This window comes from Mesorhizobium sp. M7A.F.Ca.US.006.01.1.1, assembly GCF_003997935.1.
In the GTDB taxonomy this organism is placed as follows: domain Bacteria; phylum Pseudomonadota; class Alphaproteobacteria; order Rhizobiales; family Rhizobiaceae; genus Mesorhizobium.
In genome coordinates this window covers 1-1,178 of the sequence record NZ_RZQL01000489.1, presented here as the reverse complement: position 1 = coordinate 1,178, position 1,178 = coordinate 1, and the positions used below count along the sequence as shown (strand labels likewise).

The following is a 1,178-nucleotide window of genomic DNA, read 5'->3' as shown; positions in this document are numbered from 1 at the left end:
ATGAGGTCGCGACTGAGGACGCACACGTCTATGATGTCCTTGATGGCAACTGGCACGCCATGGAGAGGCCCACGTCTGTTACCCCTTTTCAACTCAGCCTCGGCTATCCGCGCCGCCTCAAGCACTACGTCTTCGTCGAGATGGACAAAAACATTCAGGAGGGGATCGAACTTCTTGATGTGGCGGAGGAGGGCCTCTGCCAAGGCAACGGGAGAACTGCCCTGAGCAATCGCATCGCAGGCCTCCGCGGCGGTCCAAGCGTGGGCGTTATTCACGTCCGATACCCTGTGCGCATCGGCGGCCATGGCTCTTCCTTTGAATTGGCTGGTTGGGGCAGATTTTCTGAGATCTGCCTTGCGGCTTTGATTGCTTCGATGACATCGTTGGGAAACAGGCTCCAGGCGAGGTCCAGTTTCCTCGCGTGCGCCAATGCCGCGTATTCGTCTTCTGTCATGTGACCCCCTGGCCGATCGCGCTCTAGCGAACCTTATTAGCGACGCGAATGCAATTGACGGTATGGGCTATCCCAACGGCCGAGCCCGCTGGGTAGCTGCGCACACAGGCCACATCGCTAAATCGACAGCGCGGAGAAAAAGCGCATCCCAGCGGAAGCTTGGTCAGATCAGGCGGTGCGCCGGGTATGGCTTCAAGCTGGCCACCATGCTGTCGCTTCCGTACTGTCGAGGCGAGAAGGCCCATCGTATAGGGATGCCGCCCATCCTCCATCAAGGACACCGTTGGCGCCTTCTCGACAATCCGGCCCGCATACATAACACCAATATTGTCAGACATCTCTACTGCGACGCCGACGTTGTGCGTTACGAACACCATGGCCATTTTGAACTCCGACTGGAGTCTGCGCAATAGGAGCAAGATCTGCATTTGCACGGTCACATCCAGTGCCGTCGTCGGTTCATCGGCAAGCAGCACCTTGGGACGGCACGCGAGTGCGAGCGCAATCATGGCTCGTTGTCGCATGCCACCCGACATCTCGTGCGGGAAATTCGACAGCCGGCTCCTAGCCGACGGGATCGCAACCATCTCCATCAGTTCGAGCGCTCTGGCGGCGGCGGTCTTTCGGCCGCAATGGTCGTGACGCACGATCGATTCGATGATCTGCGTGCCCACCGTGAACACAGGATCGAACGCTGTCATCGCGTCCTGAAATATCATTGAAA

The 1,178-nt window shown here is 58.3% G+C and carries 3 protein-coding genes; all 3 read right to left on the bottom strand.

Translation table 11 applies throughout. The features are described from left to right. On the bottom strand, nt 1-305 hold a 305-nt coding region (locus tag EN943_RS37090), incomplete at its 3' end, for an amidase family protein (RefSeq protein ID WP_245476120.1). Beyond that, nucleotides 272-454 carry a hypothetical protein gene (locus EN943_RS37085; RefSeq protein WP_127416619.1) on the bottom strand — a complete coding sequence of 61 codons (183 nt, stop codon included), beginning with the start codon at nt 452-454 and terminating at the stop codon, nt 272-274. The genes EN943_RS37090 and EN943_RS37085, both read right to left, overlap by 34 nt. A gap of 23 nt (nt 455-477) precedes the next feature. Continuing rightward, nucleotides 478-1,178: ABC transporter ATP-binding protein (locus tag EN943_RS37080; protein WP_164778614.1), on the bottom strand; the 701-nt coding region annotated here is incomplete at its 5' end.

What these genes read in the sequence shown, in the direction of transcription:
- EN943_RS37085 (WP_127416619.1), bottom strand. Translation starts at nt 454, where the DNA reads ATGACAGAAGACGAATACGCGGCATTGGCGCACGCGAGGAAACTGGAC.